Source organism: Chloroflexota bacterium, from assembly GCA_009840625.1.
Lineage (GTDB): Bacteria > Chloroflexota > UBA11872 > UBA11872 > VXNJ01 > VXNJ01.
This window is the reverse complement of the sequence record VXNJ01000001.1, coordinates 1-14410: the sequence shown is the minus strand read 5'-3', so window position 1 is coordinate 14410 and position 14410 is coordinate 1. Positions and strand designations below refer to the sequence as shown.

The 14410-nt window shown below is 66.1% G+C and carries 12 protein-coding genes; 7 read left to right on the top strand and 5 right to left on the bottom strand.

What is annotated here, in order from left to right:
• Positions 1 to 82: 82 nt before the first annotated feature.
• Positions 83 to 1411 carry an NAD(P)-binding protein gene (locus F4X41_00060; GenBank protein ID MYB15418.1) on the bottom strand — a complete coding sequence of 443 codons (1329 nt, stop codon included), beginning with the start codon at positions 1409 to 1411 and terminating at the stop codon, positions 83 to 85.
• A 178-nt stretch (positions 1412 to 1589) separates the two neighbouring features.
• On the opposite strand from F4X41_00060, the gene chrA reads away from it, so the two are divergent.
• The 5 genes from chrA (at position 1590) to F4X41_00035 (ending at position 5942) form a co-directional block, all read left to right on the top strand.
• Complete coding sequence (chrA, locus tag F4X41_00055) at positions 1590 to 2768, top strand: chromate efflux transporter (protein ID MYB15417.1); 1179 nt, start codon at positions 1590 to 1592, stop codon at positions 2766 to 2768.
• Positions 2769 to 3122: 354 nt separating this feature from the next.
• Positions 3123 to 4373, top strand: a complete 1251-nt coding sequence (locus tag F4X41_00050) for a YeeE/YedE family protein (GenBank protein ID MYB15416.1) — start codon at positions 3123 to 3125, stop codon at positions 4371 to 4373.
• A gap of 2 nt (positions 4374 to 4375) precedes the next feature.
• On the top strand, positions 4376 to 4642 hold the full coding sequence (locus F4X41_00045) for a hypothetical protein (protein MYB15415.1): 267 nt from the start codon (positions 4376 to 4378) through the stop codon (positions 4640 to 4642).
• On the top strand, positions 4639 to 4896 hold the full coding sequence (locus tag F4X41_00040; protein ID MYB15414.1) for a sulfurtransferase TusA family protein: 258 nt from the start codon (positions 4639 to 4641) through the stop codon (positions 4894 to 4896). The genes F4X41_00045 and F4X41_00040 overlap by 4 nt, the downstream gene beginning before the upstream one ends.
• A gap of 68 nt (positions 4897 to 4964) precedes the next feature.
• The gene (locus tag F4X41_00035) at positions 4965 to 5942 is read left to right on the top strand and encodes a sulfurtransferase (protein MYB15413.1); all 978 of its coding nucleotides are present in this window, start codon (positions 4965 to 4967) and stop codon (positions 5940 to 5942) included.
• A 189-nt stretch (positions 5943 to 6131) separates the two neighbouring features.
• Here F4X41_00035 and F4X41_00030 read toward each other — a convergent pair whose 3' ends face one another.
• The 4 genes from F4X41_00030 to lipB form a co-directional block, all read right to left on the bottom strand.
• Positions 6132 to 7091, bottom strand: a complete 960-nt coding sequence (locus F4X41_00030) for a hypothetical protein (GenBank protein ID MYB15412.1) — start codon at positions 7089 to 7091, stop codon at positions 6132 to 6134.
• Positions 7092 to 7263: 172 nt separating this feature from the next.
• A complete protein-coding gene (locus F4X41_00025) occupies positions 7264 to 8448 on the bottom strand; it encodes an ABC transporter permease (GenBank protein MYB15411.1) in 1185 nt (394 codons plus the stop codon).
• 6 nt (positions 8449 to 8454) lie between these two features.
• The gene (locus tag F4X41_00020; GenBank protein ID MYB15410.1) at positions 8455 to 10404 is read right to left on the bottom strand and encodes an ABC transporter ATP-binding protein/permease; all 1950 of its coding nucleotides are present in this window, start codon (positions 10402 to 10404) and stop codon (positions 8455 to 8457) included.
• 200 nt (positions 10405 to 10604) lie between these two features.
• On the bottom strand, positions 10605 to 11339 hold the full coding sequence (gene lipB, locus F4X41_00015; protein ID MYB15409.1) for a lipoyl(octanoyl) transferase LipB: 735 nt from the start codon (positions 11337 to 11339) through the stop codon (positions 10605 to 10607).
• 70 nt (positions 11340 to 11409) lie between these two features.
• Here lipB and aceE point away from each other — a divergent pair, with 70 nt between their 5' ends.
• Positions 11410 to 14103: a pyruvate dehydrogenase (acetyl-transferring), homodimeric type gene (aceE, locus tag F4X41_00010; protein ID MYB15408.1), complete on the top strand. Its 2694-nt coding sequence runs from the start codon at positions 11410 to 11412 to the stop codon at positions 14101 to 14103.
• On the top strand, positions 14100 to 14410 hold a 311-nt coding region (locus F4X41_00005; protein ID MYB15407.1), incomplete at its 3' end, for a biotin/lipoyl-binding protein. The genes aceE and F4X41_00005, both read left to right, overlap by 4 nt.

Sequence of the window (14410 nt, the reverse complement as noted above, 5' to 3'; positions counted from 1 at the left end):
CCCCGCGAACCGCGTGGCGCCTTTTTCGCAGTCGATCGTGGCTCGGGCAAGGAGCCTTACGGGTGCGAAGCGGTCCTGGCGTTCAGCTCATCCCGCGCAGGTACTGGCCGGCCGACATGGCAACGGCGGCCCCCTCGCCGGCGGCGGTGGCAACGTACTTGGAACTGTTTTTGCGGATATCGCCGGCGGCGAAAACCCCCGGTACCGAAGTCTCGAACAGGCCCGGTGGCGCGGCCGGTGATTCCTCCAGCAGCGCCATCAATTCGGCCGCCTCCGCATCCGGCGGCGGCGCGTCCGGGCCGGTGCAGACGAATCCCCAGTCGTCCAGCGCGACGGCGCTGCCTCTGAGGAAGCCGGAATTGGGCACCATTCCGATGAAAACGAACGCACCGCGGGCCTCGATCTGGCGCACCGAACCGCTGATCTCGTCCCGCACGAGCACCGATTCGAACTGATCACCGCCGCGGAATTCGCGCACGTCCAGGTGGTATTGCACTTCCACGTTGGGCACCTCGAGCAGGCGCTGGACCAGGATGGAATTGGCGGTAAGGCTGTCACCGCGCACCAACAGATTCACCTTGGCCGCGTGCTCGGAAAGCGCCAGCGCGGCCTCGGCGGCCGAGTTTCCGCCGCCCACCACCGCCACCTTTTCACCGGTGTAGGCGAACGCATCGCTGGCGGCGCAGTAATGCACCCCGCCGTTGATGAACTCCGACTCCCCGGGGACCCGCATGCGCCGGTAGGTGCTGCCGGTGGCGATGATCAGGGCAAAGCAGCTGTATTCGGTTCCGTCAGCAGTAACCACGGTGTGGTAGCGGCCCAGGCTGTCGACTTCGACCACCTCGGCCGCCTGGATCATCTCGACTTCTGCCCGCCGGGCCTGTTCCCGCAGGCGGTCGCTTAACTCGAAACCGCTGATTGGGTCCGGGAAGCCGGGCATGTTCTCAACCTGGCCGGAAACGTTCGCGTTGCCTCCGACAAACTCACGCTCGATGACCAGGGTGTCGATCCCGTCCTGGGTCGCAAAGATCGCCGCGGTCAATCCGGCCGGCCCGCCGCCGACGATGATCAGCGGCCAGTACCGGCGTTCGCTGCCGATCTCGATTTCCAGCGCGCCCGCAAGTTCCGAGTTGCTGGGGCGGAAAAGTGTCGCTCCGCCCTCTATCAGGACCGTCGGCAGGACCGGTCGCCCGTCTCCCAGCTTTTCGAATTCACCGGCCGCGGCCGGTCGCTCGACCAAGTCGATCCATCGGTACCTGACGCCGTGTTCGCCCAGGAACTTCCTGGTCCGACGGCAGTCGGGGCACCATCGGATTCCGTAAATGGTGACTTTTGGATTGGCCATGGTGGGCTCCCGGCGCGGTGGCGGGGATCTCGGACTGTGGCATTCCCTGGTCCGGCCGTTCCCCATTTTTGCGCACGGCTCGTTGGTTGCCGAATCTGACCTAACCGGGGTCGCGCACCGTCGTGATCGCCGGCGAACCTAACCTAATTGAAGCCCGGCACGATCACCGCCGCACGGCGGCCGAAATTCGCGCCCACGCGCGACCGGCAATAAAACTGGCGCCGATTGACGAGCGAGGCAGGCAATGAAGCAAGTCTGGGAGGTTCTGCTCGTCGCGACGCGCCTGGGACTGACCTCTTTCGGCGGCCCGATCGCCCACATCGGCTACTTCCGCGAAGAGTACGTGGTCCGACGCCGATGGCTCAGCGACGCGCGGTTTGCCGAACTGGTGGCGCTTTGCCAGTTCCTGCCCGGCCCGGCCAGTTCGCAACTGGGGATCGCGATTGGCTACGGTCGCGCCGGGTATCTGGGCGCGCTGCTGGCATGGCTGGGGTTCACCCTGCCTTCGGCCGCGGCGATGATCCTTTTCGCTTATGGCGTAACCGAATTCGGCGGCGAGGACGCCGGTTGGCTGCGCGGCCTGCAGATCGTGGTGGTTGCGGTCGTGGCCAACGCCCTCTGGGGGATGGCCAATCAACTCGCCCCCGACCGACCACGCATATCCATTGCGGTGTTGGCGGCGATCGCGCTGCTGGTGCTGGGAGGAGTGGCGGCACAGCTGTCGGTCATTGCCGCCGGCGCCGCCCTGGGGTTGATTTTCCTGCGCCCCGGGACCGCGGAAGCGGCGGCCCCTCCCGTCCGGCGCCGCGGCGTCGGCATGGCTGCGCTGGCGCTGGTTCTTTTTGCGGGACTGCTGGTGTTGCTGCCGGTGGCCAGCCGGATCCTTGCCGACCCGGTTCTGCAGGCGTTCGAAAGCTTTTACCGTTCCGGTTCGCTGGTGTTCGGCGGAGGGCACGTGGTCCTGCCGCTGCTGCAGGCCGAGGTGGTCGGTCCGGGTTGGGTATCGGCCGACGATTTCGTCGCCGGGTACGGCGCCGCGCAGGCGATCCCGGGGCCGCTCTTTACTTTCTCGGCGTATCTGGGAACGATCATGGGGATCACCGAATCGGCGTGGCTTGGCGGTCTGATTGCGCTGGCGGCAGTGTTCCTGCCGTCCTTCCTGCTGGTCCTGGGCCTCTTGCCGCTCTGGGACCGGGTCCGCACGATCCAGTCCGTGCGCCGCGCGCTCCTGGGCGTAAATGCCGCCGTGGTCGGGATCCTTCTGGCAGCGCTCTACGATCCGGTATTCTCCGGATCGATTGCATCGGCGACGGATTTTGCCCTTGCGGCGGCGGCATTTGCTTTGCTTTCGTTCTGGAGGACCCCTCCCTGGCTGGTGGTCTTGCTCGCCGCGGCGGGCGGGGCGTTGTTGCAAGTCGTATAGCGACGGCGCGGCCGGCAGGCCTGACCGGCGGCGACGCGGGCGGGCAGTCACCCGATTCCAGGCCCGGTCGGGTCCGGGCCGGCTTTCACCGGGCTGGTTGATCCGAACTCCCATCCGAATTGCCGGGCACCAGATGGAATTGGTCCGGCGAAGCGCCGCTAGCAGGACCGCATAACCCGCGCGAGAGGCAGGATGGCGGGAGCCTTGCCGTCAACCGGGTTGTTGCGACCGTCATTCACAAGTCGACGTCGACCGCCGCGCAACGGGTCTGCGCCTGCGAAGCCGCGCTCCGAAGCGAGGAGGCGGTTAATTCCGGCGCGCTCCAATTGTCATTCTTGACTAAATCACCTGAATATGCCAAGATTCGCAATGAGTTCGCTTGCGGCCGCCGCCCGAGGGATGGATCGCTCGACGGCCGGCGGTCTGTTATCGCTTGTCGGTCTCGCAGTCGTCTACCTCCTCGCGCTGGGTGCCGACGCTGCATGGCCGGTGTTCTGGGTCGTCGGGGTCGCCTTCGGGGCAATCTGCCAACGAAGCCGCTTTTGCTTCGTCGCCGGTTTTCGCGACCTCTTCCTGATGCGTCAGGGACGAATGCTGCGCGGCATCATAGCCGGCCTGGCTGTCGCCACCGCCGGGTTTGCGATGGTCATGGCGACCATCGTCCCCAACCCGGGGTCGGGAGTGCTGCCCTCCGACGCCCATATCCTCCCGCTCGGAATCGCCACCGTGCTGGGAGGGTTGCTGTTTGGCTACGGCATGGTCATCGCTGGCGGTTGCGTGAGCGGATCGCTCTACCGGATGGGCGAGGGGTACATCGGATCCTGGGTGGCGATCGGGGGCGTGTTGATCGGTCTTTACGCTCTAAACCGAACCTGGAACTGGTGGTGGGACAACCAGATCAGCGGCGACATCATCGCCTGGATTCCTACCAGCTTCACCTACACCTGGGCGATCGTGCTAACACTGGCGCTGCTGGCGCTCGCGTTCGCCGCCGTGTCCTGGTGGGAGCGCCGCGGGTTCACGGCAATGTCGGTCGCCATCCCGATCAGCTCCGCCGCACCCGAACGCAGCGTACCCGACACCACGCTGGCGGCCGTTGCCCGCAAAGTATTCCGCGCCGAGTGGACTCCGCTGATCGGCGGAATCGCGCTCGCAGCAGTCAACATCCTCCTGTTCATCCGCTACCGCCCGCTGGGCGTGGTCGGCGAGCTCTCGCGCTGGGTCTCCGACCTCGCCGACAGCGTCGGGGCCGGGGTCGGCGAGCTCAACGGGATCAACGACCTCCCTGGCTGCGTGCCGCGCTTCGTCGAGGGGACCTGGTTCACCGACGCGTTCATGCTCAACGCCGGCATCATCGCCGGCGCGTTCACGGCCGCGCTGCTGGCGCGGGAATTCCGCCTGCGCATCCCGCGCAGCCCCCGGCGCTACCTGCAATCGCTCGCCGGTGGGGTCGTGATGGGCTATGGCGCCGGACTGGGTCTGGGATGCACGATCGGGGCTTTCTTTTCGGCAATCCCTTCGCTGGCCCTCAACGGCTGGGTATACGCGCTGGCGCTGGCCGTCGGCGCCTATGCCGGGACGGCCTTCATCAGGCGGTTCCCGTGAGCGTGCAGACCCTCGATCTGCGGGGTCGGCCGGCCCCCGAACAGATCCGGCTGGCCCAGGCCGCGGTCGGAAAGGCCGCCGCAGGTTCGGCCCTGCAAATCAACACCGACCTCGAAATCGTCGCCACCTCGGTGTTGGCGGCGGCGGCCGGGAAAGGCCTCGTCGGCCGGGTTGAACCTCCCGCCGACGGCGCGCGAACAATAACCATCTCGCCGGGCAAGCGCCCGGCGGCGGCAATTCCAAGCAAGGAAGAGGAGTCCGTCCGATGACCCAAGAAAGCAAGACGCCGGTGCTCGATGTACGCGGCGAGATCTGTCCGTACCCGATGCTGCGCACCACCCGCGAACTCGACAACGTGCGTCCGGGGGCGCCCGAGCTGCTGGTCTGGACGGACCATCCGCCGGCCCTGGCCACCATTCCGCCGGAAGCATTCAAGCGCGGTTACGGTTGCGAGATTTCCGAGCGCCGGGCCGGCGAGTGGGAGATCCACATCTTCAATGCCGAAGCGGCGGCCGACAAATAACCCTGCCCAACTCAACTTCACGGGGTGGCTCAGTCCCCCCAACAACCACAGACACATAGAGAGGTTTTATGAACATCTGGTCTGGAATTTCTGGCGGCCTTGGGCGACTTGGCCGCAAAACCGGCTTGCTGGCCCTTGTCATGCTGTCGGTGGCTGCCCTGGCGGTGGCCTGCAATCCTTTCGAGGATGAAGCTCCTGAACTGGCGACCGGCCTGGAAGACCGTGGCTACGCCAACACCGAACGGCTAGTCACGACCCAGTGGATCGAGGACAACCTTGACAACGACCGGGTTCTTCTCCTGGACGTGCGCAAGGAAGAGCAGTACGCCGAGGGTCATATTCCCGGCGCGATCCGGGTGACCCCCAACGAGGCCTTCCAGCAGGAGATCAACGGCGTCGCCGGACTGATTCCGCCGGCATCACACGTTGCCGGAGTGCTCTCCAGCGTCGGTGCCAAGCCCGACACGACCATCGTCATCTACGACCAGCGTGCCTCGCTCTGGGCATCGCGCGGTCTCTGGGTGCTCGACGTGTACGGTCACGAGGACGTGCGGATACTCGACGGCGATTTCCCGCTTTGGGAGTCCGAGGGTCGCGAGGTCAGCACCGCAACCCCGTCGGTTTCGACTTCCGACTACGAGTTCAGCGGCACGCCGAACAACGACATCATCGCCAGCTGGGACGACATCATCGCATCGATTGAAGACCCCAGCGTCCTGGTCTGCGACGCCCGTTCGGCCGAAGAGTACGCCGGACGCGACATCCGCGCCGAGCGCGGCGGCCACATTCCCGAATCCGTGAACGTGGACTGGGTCCGCGCGATCGATGAGGATGGACGCTTCCTGACTGCCGCCGAACTGCGCGGCATCTACCAGGGCGAAGGCGTTGAGGCCGAAGGTACGGTTTACACGCTCTGCCAGACCGCGGTGCGCGCCACCCATTCGTGGTTCGTCCTCTCCGACCTGCTCGGATACCCGGACGTGAAGGTCTACGACGGATCGTGGACCGAGTACGGCAACCGCGCCGACTCGCCAATCGAAAACTAGTTTTCTTCCGGGGCGTCGCGGGTCGCGCGACGCCCCGGAATTTGCCCCGGGCCGGTCCATCTGCCCGGTTCAGCCCGGGGATCCGGTAGCCCCGCGCCGGTGGCAGGATCGGGATCGCCGACCCGCGCGAGCGGGAAGCGCGGAGGCTGGACGGCTCCGATCGACGGGCCAACCGCGCCCGCACCACGCTCAACCGGGAGCGGCTACCCTCGCCAGGCGCAGTTCGTGGGCGCCGTCATCGCGCCCGAGCTCGTAGAAGTAAAGCAATTCGTCGCCGTACCGCACGCACTCAAGGTACCGCAGACAGCCCGTCCCGAACGGCCCCTCCAGGACCGGACCGTCGACCGAGTGTTTGACCACGTGGACCAGGTCCAGCGACGAACAGACCCCGGTCTTGTCCTCGTAGACGTCGCCGTCGGTCACGCGGCCGTCGTAGAAGATGACGAATCCCTGCTCGTGCATGACCACCGAGGAGATTCGGGCCACGTTTCGGTCCCAGCCGTTGCCGGGCTCGGTTATATCGCGTTGAAACTGAAACCTGCGCCCGCAGGCCGACGTCCACAGGCCGGTCGGATGGAGCACCAATCCGGTGGTGAATACGTTCTCGGTCGAGTGCAGGTCTTCGTAGCTTGATCCGGGTACGACCGAATCGCGCGGCGCGTACGGGACGAACATGTAGGTGAGCCCACCGATGTAGAGCACCACCGGGTCCTTGACGCCCTCGGTCAGGGTGGAAGCCGAATCGAGCACCCTGACCCGCGTGGCCGGGTCGAAAGCGCGCGGGTCATCGGCTTCCAGCAGGTCGATCACCCACCGTCGGTCCGCATCCACGTAGGAAATGTAGTAGCGCCAAATTCCGGACGGGGCCCGGACCAGCGCGCTGCGCTCGATCGAAGAGGTGTCAAAGTCCCCGGCAAAACACGCCCAAATCTCATCGAAATCGTCGCCACCGTCGGACAAGCTAATCGCCGACTTCCAGCCGCGCCCATCGTCCAGCGGGCGGCGATGGCGAGTGCTCAGATAGATATTCCGGCCGTCCACCCAGGCGCTGGGGGCGCCCACCCAGTACCCGTCAGCGGCAACCTCGGGCCGCTTGATTACCTTTCCCGCGGCGGGATCAAATAGAGGCAGGGATCCGATCGATTTCACGCCCGTCGGCAACTCTTCCGCTCCCGGTGACTGAACGATTCCGCCGCCGCCAACGGCCCCGGTGCCTGACGCAAATGCGGCCGGCGCGGCGATCGGTCAGATTATCGATGTCGCCCGCGGGCGGTTTGGGCCGGACCCGCACCCGCGGCCCCGGCCGCCGCCCCGGTCGGGCCTAATCGATCAGCGGCGAAGTGCGGAACCGCCAGGCCGCGATCGCGGCAAACACGGCCGCGAAACCGAGCAGGGCAATCAGTTCGCCGGCGACCGATTCGAACTGACCGCCGAAAAGCATCAGGCGGTTGAACGCGGTGTTTGCCCAGCCGTGCGGGGTTATCAACGCCAGCGACTGCATCCAGTCCGGGGTTATGAAAAGCGGCCACCAGCATCCGCCGAGCGGCGCGGCGACCAGCGCCGCCAGGATTGCGGCCGGGGTCGCGGCGCGCTCGGTCCGCACAAGACTCGCCAGCAGGATCGCAAATGCCGAGGAGACCAGGACCATCAGCAGCGCCACCAGGATCGTCACCAGCGGGGACAGACCGAGGTCCATGCCGAAGACCAGCACTCCGAACAACCCCAGCACGGCGACCTGCAACAGCCCCAGGGCGGCGGCCGACAGGAATTTCCCAAACAGGACCTGGGCCGGGGCGGCGCCGGCCGCGACCATCCGCGCAAGCGTGCCCGAAGCGCGCTCGCGGGCGAGTTCAGCGGCTGCAAACGCCGCCGCCATGAACACGAACATGACAAGGTAGCCCGGGATCGTGAAATCGGCCGGGTTGGGCGGTTCGATGCGGCCGACGTCGACTTCGGAGAACTCCACGCCACCGCTGGGGGGCTCGGCAAAGGCCGCCAGCGGCGCGTTTAGCGAGGCCAGGGCGGCCGCCAGCGCCGACTGCAACTGGATCTGCTGGGCGATCGAGCCGGCGAATGACTCGAGCGCCGCCTGTTGCTGCGGGTCCGAATCGGCGACTACCTCAAGCCTGGTTCCGGCGCCGGAAAAGACGCCCTCGCCGAAGTCCGGCGCGAAAAGGATGTAGCCGGTGAGCTCGCCGGATTCGAGTTCGGCGCCGGCCGCCGCCTCGTCGACCGATCTGATTTCGAATCCCGGGACCGGTGATTCGAGCAGCGCACCGATCAGCACCCGGCTAAAGGACTGCGCCCCGGGCTCCCCGGTCGCGAGCGTGATTGTGGGGGGCGGCGCGTCCTCGGCGGACTCGGAAAGGCCCGGTCCGAGCATGAAAAAGAATGCGACCGCAAATGCCGCCGGGAAACCCAATGCAAACGCCAGTCCGAAGCGGTCCCGGCGCAACCGCAGCAGGTCTTTCCCGGCCACCGCCAGGATCATCCGGACGCTCGCCATGGCTGGTCAGCCCCCCGGTCGTGCGGTGGCAAAGAGTAACCGCCCCAGAACCAGCAGCCCCAGCGCAATTCCCGCCAGCACCGCCATTTCCAGGCCGTGGTCGGCCAGGCTGGTGCCGTCTTCGATCAGACCCCGCAGCGCGTCGTTGGCGTAGCGATTGATGGTGGCGTATCCGACAAGATCCAGGGCCCCTTCGAGATCGCCCTGGAAGAACGATCCGCCGAGCGTTGCCATGACCAGGGTGATGGTCACGCCGGCCCAGTTTGCCTGGGCCTGGCTGCGGGCGAGGCCGGCGATCAGCATGCCGATCGCGGCGGCGGCGGCGGCCATCAGCAGGCCGATCAGCAGAATCTGGGCGAACTGGGCCGGTGAAAACGAGCGGTTGATCGCCCAAGCCAGTCCCGTGAGCAGGACCGCGGGGGCGAATCCGCGGGCCAGCGCCCCCAGGTACTTGCCCAGGAAAATCCCGGTCGCCCCGAGCCGCGTGATCAGCAGGCGCTCGAGCGTCCCGTTTTCGCGTTCGAGGACTATCGCGGCGACCGAAGTGGCCACCGTGAACATCACGATCATGGTCAGTATGCCGCTGAACGTGCGATCGAAGGCGTCGGCGGTGCCGTCACCCTCCGGAGTGACCACCGCAATCAGCGGTTGGCTTTCCCAGGCGGCCAACTGCTCCAGGAATCCGGTCTCGGCCGCCGCCGGATCGGCTCCCGGAACCCCGTCCGCCGCCGCCCGAATGCTGCCCAGCGCGGCGGCCGTCGCCGCCTGTTGCCCGGCCAGCGAGCGGACGATAGCGGCCACCACGCGGCCTTCGTCGCCGCCTCCGCCGCGGGAATGGAATTGGACCGCCGGCGCCGATAGGCCCGACGCCAGCGATTGTCCGTAGCCGGGTTGGATGTGGGTTACCAGAAGACGCTGCGAACCTTCGAGCAGCTGCCGGGCCCGATCCTCCTCGAGCAGTTCAACCGTCAATCCGGGCCAATCTTCAATGGTCCGAATCAATTCCTCGGACTCGGGACTGCTGTCCAGATCGACGATGCTGGCGGTCGCCGAGAAATCGCCGCTGCCGCCGAACGCCCCCACCATCACCGCCAGCAGCGCCACCGGCAGGGCCAGCGACAGCAAGAGCGCCTGGCGGTCGCGAACGTAGCGCTTGATCTCGGTTATCCCGAGGTCCAGCGGCGCCAACAATCTCATCGGCTCTATTCGCGCAGCGAGCGACCGGTCAGGCCCAGAAAGACCTGTTCCAGCGTCACTTCCTCCGGGTCTCCGATACCCGACTTGAGCTCGCGCGGAGTGCCCTGGGCCCACGATCCGCCCGAGGTCGATGACCACCACTTGGTCGCAGAGCCGGTCGGCTTCTTCCATGTAGTGCGTCGTGTACACGATCGTCATCCCCTCGTCGCGCAGCGATTCGACCACTTCGAAAATCCGGTTGCGCGACTGCGGGTCGACGCCTACGGTCGGTTCGTCGAGCAGGAGCAGCCGGGGGTTGGCGACCAGGGCCACCGCGATGTTCAGGCGCCGTTTCATGCCGCCGGAGTAGGTTCCGGCCCGGTCGGAAGCCCGGTCGGCGAGCCCCACCAGCTCAAGCTGCCTGGCGGCGCTTGCCCGGGCCTGGCGGCGCGAGAGGCCCGAAAGACGGCCGAAAAACGCCACATTTTCCTGACCGGTCAGGTCTTCGTAGATCGCAAGGTCCTGCGGACACACGCCCAACTGGGCGCGGACCGCGGCAGGGTCGGCGCTCACCGAAACCCCACCGACCGAAACGTCGCCGGAGTCGGCGGGGAGGATCGTCGTGAGGATGCGCAGAAACGTGGTCTTGCCGGCCCCATTCGGTCCAAGCAACCCGGTTATGCCTCCGTCGGCAACTTCAAGGCTGATTCCGTCGAGGGCCACGCGGGCACCGAAGCTCTTGCCCAGCGCGTCTACCGATATCAGTGGACTTGAGCGCAACTTGAACCTCCGCTAGCGTGCCGGGAAAGGCCGCAGGTCAGCGCCGGATTGAGTTCTGACTCTCCCCAAGGGTTCGCCTCCGCCGGCCTACCAGATATTGAGTTTGTACCACAAACTCATTTGTATTTCAAAGTTTATCCGGTCGCCGGCCGGCGTTGCACGCAAACGGGGGCCTGAATGTCGCCGATCCCGAACCGGGCTCAGCCCTGCCCGGATCCTTGGGTCTGCGGCGGGGGGCGGCGGTTCAGCTCGAACCCGAACCCGCGGGCGAAGGCACCCGCGAATTCTTCGGCCACCGCTCCGAGGGCGACCGAACCACCCTGAAGCCGGCTGATCGAGGTAACCGGCGCCCCGGGCAGCCCGCAGGCGACGATGGCTTCGAACGGGCGCAGATCGAGATTGACGTTGATGGCGATCCCGTGCCGGGTAACGCCGCGCTGGCAGCGGACCCCGACGGCCGCGATCTTGGCCCCGTCGACCCAGACACCAGGCCGGGCCGGATCGGCGGCCGCGGGGATGCCCCGGGCGGCCAGCACGTCAACGATCACGTCCTCGAGGCGGTGAACGTAGTCCGAGGGACCAAGTCCGATTCGCTCCAGCAGCAGGATCGGGTAGGCCACCAGCTGGCCAGGCCCGTGGTAGGTGATGTCGCCGCCGCGATCGACGTCGACAACTTCGATTCCCTGATCTCCCAGCTCGGACTCTTGGGTCAGCAGGTTGGCCCGCCCTCCGCGGGCGCCCATCGTGTACACGGGCTCGTGTTCGAGCAGGCCGAGAACGTCCGGGCCGTCGCCAGACCGGACCCGGTCGGCGGTCTCGTACTGCCACGCCAACCCGTCGCGATAAGCGATGCGGCCAAGATTCTGAACGTCCAATTGCGCCATCGGATCAGCCAGGCTCCAGCAGCGGCCGGCGCGCCTCCGGCCCTTACCCAATTAACATTAATTCAGTATCCGGTGACCAGGGCGGCTCCGCCCAGTGGGGCGATTAGGGAACCCTTAGTCAATGCACACCGACCCGGCGACCGTTGCCAACGGCGAGCTCCCAATCGACGAGCTTGAACTGCTCGATTGGACCCAGGCCCTGCAGGACGTGCTGCACGCACGCGGCCCCGACAGGGTCAAGCGGCTGCTTGAAGACCTGCAGATCTACGCCCAGCGCGCCGGAGTGTGGTCACCCGAGGCGCTCAATACTCCTTATGTAAACACGATTCCGGTCCACCTGCAATCCGAATACCCCGGCAACCAGGCTCTCGAACGCCGGATCAAGAGCATCATCCGCTGGAACGCGATGGCCATGGTGGTCAAAGCCAACATGGAATCCGACGGCATCGGCGGCCACATTTCCACGTTCGCTTCGGCGGCGACCCTGTACGAGGTCGCCCAGAATCACTTCTTCAAGGGTCCCGATCACCCCTCCGGGGGCGACATCATCTACTTCCAGGGCCACGGCTCCCCGGGGATGTACGCGCGGGCCTTTCTTGAAGGACGTCTGAACCAGACGCAATTGACAAATTTCCGGCGCGAACTGCAGGACCAGCCCGGGCTGCCCTCCTACCCGCACCCCTGGCTGATGCCCGATTTCTGGAACTACCCGACGGTCTCGATGGGTCTGGGTCCGTTGATGTCGATTTACCAGGCCCGCTTCATGCGCTACATGCAGGCCCGCGGGCTGGAGGCGCCCTCCGAGCGCAAGGTGTGGGCGTTCGTGGGCGACGGCGAAATCGATGAACCCGAGAGCCTGGCCGGCATTTCGCTGGCCACCCGCGCGATGCTCGACAACCTCATCTGGGTGGTCAACTGCAATCTGCAGCGCCTGGACGGGCCGGTGCGCGGAAATTCCAAGATCATCCAGGAACTGGAGGCCATTTTCCGCGGGGCCGGCTGGCACGTGATCAAGGTGCTCTGGGGTTCGGATTGGGACGAATTGTTCGAGCGCGACCAGAAAGGACTGATCGCGCGGCGCCTGCGCACCGTCGTCGACGGGGACTTCCAGAAGTATTCGGTCTCCGACGGTGCCTACCTGCGCTCGCATTTCTGGAACGCCGACCCCGAACTGGCGGCCCTGGTCGCCGACAAGAGCGACGACGAGCTCTGGCGGTTGACCCTAGGCGGTCACGATCCGATCAAGGTCTACGCCGCCTACCACCAGGCGATGCGCAATCGCGGCGCGCCGACGGTGATCCTGGCCCGGACCATCAAGGGCTACGGGCTCGGCGAGGCCGGCGAAGGCCGCAACATCACCCACCAGCAGAAGAAGCTGAACGCCGACGAACTGCTGGCGTTCCGCGACCGCTTCCAGATCCCGATTTCCGACCAGGTCGCATCGGATCTGGATTTCCACCATCCGGGTCCCGACAGCCGCGAAGTCGTCTACATGAAAGAGCGAAGGCGCCAGCTCGGCGGCTCCATCCCGGAGCGCAGGGTCACGGCCAGCTCGCTGCGGGCCCCGTCCGATGAATTCATTGAGGAATTCCTGGCCGGTTCGGGCGATCGCGTTGCCTCGACGACGATGGCCTACGTCCGCATCCTGACCAAGCTGCTGCGCGACCCCGAGCTCGGCCGCTACGTCGTGCCCATTGTTCCCGACGAAGCCCGCACGTTCGGCATGGAAGCCCTGTTCCGGCAATGCGGGATCTTCTCACCGGTTGGGCAACGCTACGAGCCGGTCGATTCGGCCAGCCTGCTGCCCTACCGCGAAACCGTCGACGGCCAGATCTTGCAAGAGGGAATCAACGAAGCCGGCTCGATGTCGTCATTCATCGCCGCCGGGACTTCGCTGATGAATTACGGTCAGCCGATGATCCCGTTCTACACCTACTACTCGATGTTCGGGATGCAGCGGGTCGGAGACCTGGTTTGGGCGGCGGCCGACTCGCGCACCCGTGGTTTTCTGGTGGGCGGGACCGCCGGGCGCACCACCCTGGCCGGCGAGGGCCTGCAGCATCAGGACGGTCACAGCCATCTGCTCGCCTCGGCGGTGCCCAACCTCTACAGTTACGATCCAGCCTTCGCATACGAGATTGCGGTGATCATCCAGGACGGCATCCGCCGGATGTTCCAGGACGACCAGGAGGTCTTCTACTACCTGACGGTCGGCAACGAGAATTACCGCCAGCCGCCCATGCCGGACGATCCCGGCGTGCGGGAAGGCATCGTCAAGGGGCTCTACAAGTTCTCGACGTCGCCGTTGCCAGAGGCGCCCCTGCAAGTGAACCTGATTGGCAGCGGCCCGATGCTCAACGAGGCGGTGACGGCCCAGGCCGAGCTTGCCGACCGCTTCGACATCGGCGCCGACGTCTGGTCGGCGACCAGCCTGGGTCTGCTGCGCAGTGACGCCGACGCGATCGAGCGCTGGAACATGCTCCACCCCAACGATCCGCCGCGAGTCCCGTACGTCCGGCGCTGCCTGGGCGATGCTCCGCGGGTCTCGGTCAGTTCGTCGGATTACGTGAAGGCCATGGCCGATTCGCTCGGCCGCTGGACCGCCGGTCCCTTCCTCGCCCTAGGGACCGACGGATTCGGGCGATCCGAGGCCCGGGCCGAGCTGCGCGACTTCTTTGAAATCGATCACCGCTACATGGTGCTGGCCGCTCTCGGGGCACTGGCCAAGCGCGGTGAAGTCGAAAATTCGGTCGCGCGGGCTGCTATCGCGCATTTCCAGATTGATCCCGAAAAAGCCAACCCGGTGTTGAGTTGACTGTCGAAGATCCCGCCGCGGCGACCAAGCGGCTGAAGATGCCCTACCTCGGCGACGGCGCCGGGGAAGCCGACATCCTCAAGGTGATGGTCGCCGAAGGTGATGAGATCGCCGTCGAGCAACCGGTGATCGAAATCGAAACCGACAAAGCCACCGTCGAGGTGCCATCGGATCTTTCGGGCAAGGTCCTAAAACTCCTGGTCGCACCCGGCCAACAGATCAGCAGCGGCGACGCGATCCTGGAGATTGCGGCCCGGCCGAGCAGCGAACCTGCCCCGCCGGCCACGTCCCCGCCGGCGCCCCAACC

Excerpts from the sequence above, each read along its gene's own strand:
- F4X41_00050 (MYB15416.1), top strand. The coding sequence starts at position 3,123 with ATGCCAAGATTCGCAATGAGTTCGCTTGCGGCCGCCGCCCGAGGGATG.
- F4X41_00060 (MYB15418.1), bottom strand. The coding sequence starts at position 1,411 with ATGGGGAACGGCCGGACCAGGGAATGCCACAGTCCGAGATCCCCGCCA.
- F4X41_00025 (MYB15411.1), bottom strand. The coding sequence starts at position 8,448 with ATGGCGAGCGTCCGGATGATCCTGGCGGTGGCCGGGAAAGACCTGCTG.
- aceE (MYB15408.1), top strand. The coding sequence starts at position 11,410 with ATGCACACCGACCCGGCGACCGTTGCCAACGGCGAGCTCCCAATCGAC.
- chrA (MYB15417.1), top strand. The coding sequence starts at position 1,590 with ATGAAGCAAGTCTGGGAGGTTCTGCTCGTCGCGACGCGCCTGGGACTG.
- F4X41_00035 (MYB15413.1), top strand. The coding sequence starts at position 4,965 with ATGAACATCTGGTCTGGAATTTCTGGCGGCCTTGGGCGACTTGGCCGC.
- F4X41_00040 (MYB15414.1), top strand. The coding sequence starts at position 4,639 with ATGACCCAAGAAAGCAAGACGCCGGTGCTCGATGTACGCGGCGAGATC.